Annotated in this window: 7 protein-coding genes; 3 read left to right on the top strand and 4 right to left on the bottom strand. The window is 29.7% G+C overall.

Features of this window, described 5'->3' with window-relative positions:
* The 4 genes from ABS911_RS13985 to ABS911_RS14005 form a co-directional block, all read right to left on the bottom strand.
* The coding region (locus tag ABS911_RS13985) for an MFS transporter (RefSeq protein ID WP_350468066.1) at positions 1-695 on the bottom strand (695 nt) is incomplete at its 3' end.
* A 237-nt stretch (positions 696-932) separates the two neighbouring features.
* Positions 933-1,748: an aldo/keto reductase gene (locus ABS911_RS13990; RefSeq protein ID WP_034538403.1), complete on the bottom strand. Its 816-nt coding sequence runs from the start codon at positions 1,746-1,748 to the stop codon at positions 933-935.
* Positions 1,749-1,852: 104 nt separating this feature from the next.
* Positions 1,853-2,305, bottom strand: coding sequence for a hypothetical protein (locus ABS911_RS13995; protein ID WP_350468067.1), 453 nt, complete (start codon positions 2,303-2,305; stop codon positions 1,853-1,855).
* Between the two features lie 546 nt (positions 2,306-2,851).
* The gene (locus tag ABS911_RS14005) at positions 2,852-2,974 is read right to left on the bottom strand and encodes a hypothetical protein (RefSeq protein WP_350452818.1); all 123 of its coding nucleotides are present in this window, start codon (positions 2,972-2,974) and stop codon (positions 2,852-2,854) included.
* Between the two features lie 508 nt (positions 2,975-3,482).
* Here ABS911_RS14005 and ABS911_RS14010 point away from each other — a divergent pair.
* From ABS911_RS14010 to ABS911_RS14020, 3 genes are all read left to right on the top strand, one after another.
* Positions 3,483-3,827, top strand: a complete 345-nt coding sequence (locus tag ABS911_RS14010) for a hypothetical protein (protein ID WP_350468068.1) — start codon at positions 3,483-3,485, stop codon at positions 3,825-3,827.
* Positions 3,828-4,002: 175 nt separating this feature from the next.
* A complete protein-coding gene (locus tag ABS911_RS14015) occupies positions 4,003-4,191 on the top strand; it encodes a hypothetical protein (protein ID WP_350468069.1) in 189 nt (62 codons plus the stop codon).
* 402 nt (positions 4,192-4,593) lie between these two features.
* On the top strand, positions 4,594-5,088 hold the full coding sequence (locus tag ABS911_RS14020; protein ID WP_350468070.1) for an AAA family ATPase: 495 nt from the start codon (positions 4,594-4,596) through the stop codon (positions 5,086-5,088).
* Positions 5,089-5,332: the final 244 nt, after the last annotated feature.

Below are 5,332 nucleotides of genomic sequence, written 5' to 3' on the forward strand. Positions count from 1 at the left end.
GAAAATTCTGCAGCGCTATAAAGAGCAATCCCTAAAATTAAAATAACCCACCGTTTGTCTTTAGCAGCAATATAATAATTGGTAAACAGATCATGAAAAATTGTTTTTCCCTTTGTGCTAGAAACATTATTTTTATAATCAAGGTTTCTTTGCATAAAAGCAGACATTAGGAATTGTAAAAGAGCTGCTCCTAAAAATAAGTAGACTAAGTAATGTTTAAATAGGAATCCACCAATTGAAGCGCCTAAGGCCATTGATAAATTGAATGTCCAATACTGTAGCTGATACACTTTTTTACGTTCATTTGGAACAGTAGAGTCAAGCAATACCGCATCAAAAGCTGAATAATACAAATTATAAGTTATACCACAAATAAGATAACCTGAAATCAACCAAAAATTTTGTGGCAGAATATTCGCAAAATTTAGCGCGACAATAAATAAAGATATTCCATATAAGTTTTGAAAGATCAATAAGATTTTTTTTCGCTGAAAGTTATCTGCTAAGTAGCCGCCAATGATTCCAGCCAAAAATGAGGAAACTACATTTATCATAACTAAGACTCCGATTGTTTCCTTACTGAATATGCCTGCTAAATAGATAATCAAGTAAGGAATTGTACAAGCATAAACTAAACTACTAAAAAAAGAAGTGACTAACGTTGTTTGAATATTTTTTGAAAAAGATGATAGCATAATAATCTCCTTATAAATAAAGAAACAGGTTATGATTTTTTTAATCCGTATCCTTATCTCGTTTTTTATAAAGCAGTAAGAAATAAGGACACAGAACCTATTTTTCGAACAACTTAATAAAATTAGCGTAGCATAATTATAAGAATAAGAAAATAAAAAAATTAGAAAAAACTAATTTAATTTAATGAAAAAAGACCTGAGATAATTCTCTCAGGTCTTTTAGTAGTTTATAAAAGATTATTTACGGACATCTTCAACAGCGTCCAATTTTTTCACGTCTTCTGGAGAAATAGTGAAATCTAATTGACTATTTTCAACGATTCGTTCTTCATGTGTTGATTTAGGAAGTGGCAATGTTTCACGCTCTAAACAATAACGGATACATAATTGTGCAGGAGTCACACCATATTTTTCTGCCATTTCTTTAATTTTTGGGCTGTTCAATGTTTGACCAGTTGCTAGCGGTGAATAAGCTTCTACTACAATGTTGTGTTCTTTACAAAAAGCAAGAAGGTCCTCTTGATCATGTCCAACGTAGAACGGAATTTGATTAGCCATCGGTACGATGTCACAAGCATCGATAAGAGCTTGAATATCTGACACAGAAAAATTAGAAACTCCGATAGTGCGAATCTTTCCATCATTGTATAATTTTTCCATTGCTTTCCAAGATTGAATATTTTCTTCAGTGTAGTCAGCACCTTTTTCATCCCAAGGCCATGGAGCATGAATAAGATAAAGGTCTAAGTAATCCACACCTAAGTTTGTAATAGTTGTGTTGAAAGCCTCTAAAGTTTCATCGTAACCTTTAATTTGAGCGGGTAATTTACTAGTGATAAAGATTTCTTCACGTGGTAAATCAAAATCTTTGATAGCTTTTCCAACATTTTCTTCATTTTGGTAAGCTAATGCTGTATCAATATGAGTATAGCCATTTTTAAGAGCCATTGTTACGGCATCGTAAGCTTCCTCATTTGGGATTTGCCAAGTGCCAAAACCGATATTTGGGATCTCAACACCATTGTGAAACACAAAAGAATTTTCTTTCATCATAAATCATTTCCTCCTCATTTTTTAAAGATGTTACTTTCTTATTGTATGCTTTTTTTCAAACTAAGTAAAATATTATTGTATACGTTTTCTCTGTTTTCTATATCTCAGAAAAATTTTGAGCTTGAAGCAGGTATCTTAAGTAATGGATAACCTGCTATCCGAAAAGCTTCTGCTAGTTTGGGATCTGTTACAACATAGATATCTTCATGAATAACAGAATAAAATACACATCTATTATTCAACAAAAAAAATACATCAATAGTTTGTTCTTGATTTATATTAATGAGAGAACGAGATTTTTTTAATAAAGTATAACTTGAATGATTGTAAGCATAAAAATCGACTCTAGCTTTTTTGCTATTGATCGTTCTAGGCCATTTTTTCATCCAATCAGTTTCAAGATAAAAATTCATTAATGCCGTTCTTATTTCCATATCGTTCTTATTTTCTACTGAAGGATAGTAAACTATAGCAATTTTATCAGAATAGTCTTTTAAAATTTTGAGTATAAGTAAATAATCTTTTTTTAAAATAGGATTCGAAATTCGGTAAAACATACTAGTTAAAACCTCTTTTCTTGTCATAATATTTTAGATGAAAGTACCAAGTTAGGTTAAGAGTGATTTAAAGTTTCAATTAATCATAAATACATAAACTTTTTAGGGAGAGACAATATAGATAAACATACACTGCGGAAAACGTTTGGTTATCACATTACAAGAAAATTAAAGAAGTAGCTATACTGGTGGAAATATTAGGCTACAGCAACGAGAAGATTACGGAACGTTGTATTGTGATTAATGAAGTCGAAATCAGTAAATCCCTATTTAACTTTAGCTTAGACACTTCATCTATATTTTCTCTAGCCACATATAGGTTCTCATTTTAGATTATGACAGGTAATAGACTTAGTTGTTTCTTTTGGCAAGTAGTTTACTATTTCTTTTTATTTATACGATTATGAATAAAAAGAAATATGGAAAATACACCATACAAAAAAATGAAAAAAACGACTAGAAATAAAATATAATTCATTATCTGCAAAATCTCCTTTATAATTTATATTATTGAACTTTTTTTCATAACCCCGTTGCAGGAATGTATTAGCCTTCTTTAACAGTTAGAACAGTTTCTTGAGTATACATTGTCGTATGAGCACTTCCTACAGGGTTGTACTTAGTTGAGTTATCCATCGGTGTTACGTTTAAAGAAGAAGGTTTAGACATATTAACACTCTATTTTTATACAAGATCAATACTTAGTTATTTACTTTCCATCCAACGGCTCTATATGAATAATGATAAGTGTGTACTGTAACTTTTTTGAGAGCTCCTGTATTTTGATTTACTTTTATATTAAAGATATAAATTAACACATAACACTGATAATCATTTCCTATTTAATAGAATAATAACTTCCAGCCCCCCCTTAATTTGTTACGTTCATTATCTCTAACTTCACTTGAAAAGTAATGCACCTATTGGTTTACGTAGTAGCAACCACTGGTTGCTACTACGTAAACCGCTGCGTTCTTTTAGTTTTAGTAAATTAAATAGATAATAGGATTATGAATTAGTCCGTGTGAAGATTAGCTATCGGAGATATCATAATGAAAAACAACTAAAAAAGTTATTATCTCCAGCTGAAATCAGATTCAGAAGACTAATGAATATAATTAATCCTGTGCATTTAATAATTGATAAACTTTATAAACTAATGAATAGAGGGGTTTTTTTGAGGAATTATATAGCTACTACTTTTTTATCAATACTTATTTTAGGTAAATTGATGGGTATACTTAATATTTTATTGGGTAGATATACCTCTACTTTCGTAAGCTATTTTACTATAGCGCCTATTGACTCATACCAAATTAACGATTTAGCTAAAGAAAAACAGACTACATTTAAACTTTTAGCTGTTTTGAGTGGAATTATAGACATCTTTATTTCTCTACTTTTGATTCTAATTCTATCAAAAGTAGAAACAGAAGTGATACTACTTTTAGGAGTTCTTCTCTATGCAAACACCACTCTTTTTTCCAAATATATGGAAAAGTATTTACAACTCAACTATTAAAATAACTTTATTTCTTTAAGTCATTTTAATCGAATGTGATGAAGACGATCCAGTTAGTGTAGGATATTAAAACAGTAAGCACTGCAAGCATTAATATCTAAGCTGGGAACTTATAGCTGAAAATTTTTGCAACTAAATACAAAACGAAGCAACTATATAAGTTAGAGGTGGAATTATGAGTAATAAATATAAAGAATTTACAGAAAAGCACCCGTATGCGAATGTCATACTACTAATGGTAGTTACTAGTTTTATTGGTATTTCAATAGAGTGGATAATAAATAAAGACTTCATTGGTGCAGGATTATATACCGCTATAGTACTTACTTTAATTGAAATTCTAAGAGTCAGAATAAAAAAATAATTAGGAGGCAGCACATGGGAAAAAAGTATGTACTAAAAGGATTATCTTTGCTTTTATTTATTCCATTAACAATCAACTATTTTTTTAAAACTCCATTCACATCAGATATATCCTTAATTTCACTTATTGTTGTGCTCGGAGTCACATGGATGACATATGAAGAGATTAGATTATTTTTAGACCACTCAGATAGTAGGAGTAGGAGTCAAATGATTATAGACCGTACTTTTTTGTTGATCCTGATTTCTACGTCGATAGATATAGTGGTTTCATTTTTTGTTAACTAAAATACCGAAAAACATTAAAGAAAAAGAAGGAAATAAAGTGTCAGTTAACTATAAGGAGTATATTAGAATACATTCTCTATATAGAAAATGATTTAGTTATTGGAGGAGTTTCAGATTGGGCTCAAAAAGAAGAATACATATCATTGGTTCTGTAGGTAGTGGAAAAACAACTTTAGCAAAGAAACTCTCAAAGGAACTGAGCATCCCATATTACGAGATAGACAATATCATTTTCGAAAGGCATTCAACGGGAGATAGCAGAAGATCAGATAAAGAGATAGTTAAGAGGTTAGAAGCAATCGTTAAAAGTGATGCATGGATTTTAGAAGGGACCAGTACAAAAAGATGGGTGATAAAAAGTTTTGAAAGTTCGGGTTGTATTATATTTCTAGATACACCTTATCTTATCAGATTGAAACGTATTCTATTTAGGTATGTTAAGCAATTATTAAAGATAGAAAAAGCAAATTATAAACCAACTTTTTCAATGCTTATAAATATGTTTAAATGGAATCACAAATTTAACAAGGTAAATAAAAATGAATTTTATAAATTAACCCAAGAATATAAACATAAAGTGAGAACATATCCGTCTAAATTAAATAAATAAAAAGGGGTTGTTTATATTATTATACTTGTCACTTGGTTTATAGGTAGGTATTATAGAAAAGGATGGCTTTCCTATTTGCTGTTTGTGGGATGAGAGACATTCGTATTATTTATTTAAAAATCATTAAGAAATCATACGAAGAGTATCAAAAAAAATATATTTGCGTCATAATATTAAAAGCAGCATATGTAAAATAATAATCACTTTTTTTTAAGTGAGTGGAGGTAAATTTAGTTATTATGAA

The sequence above is a fragment of the Carnobacterium sp. genome (assembly GCF_040274425.1).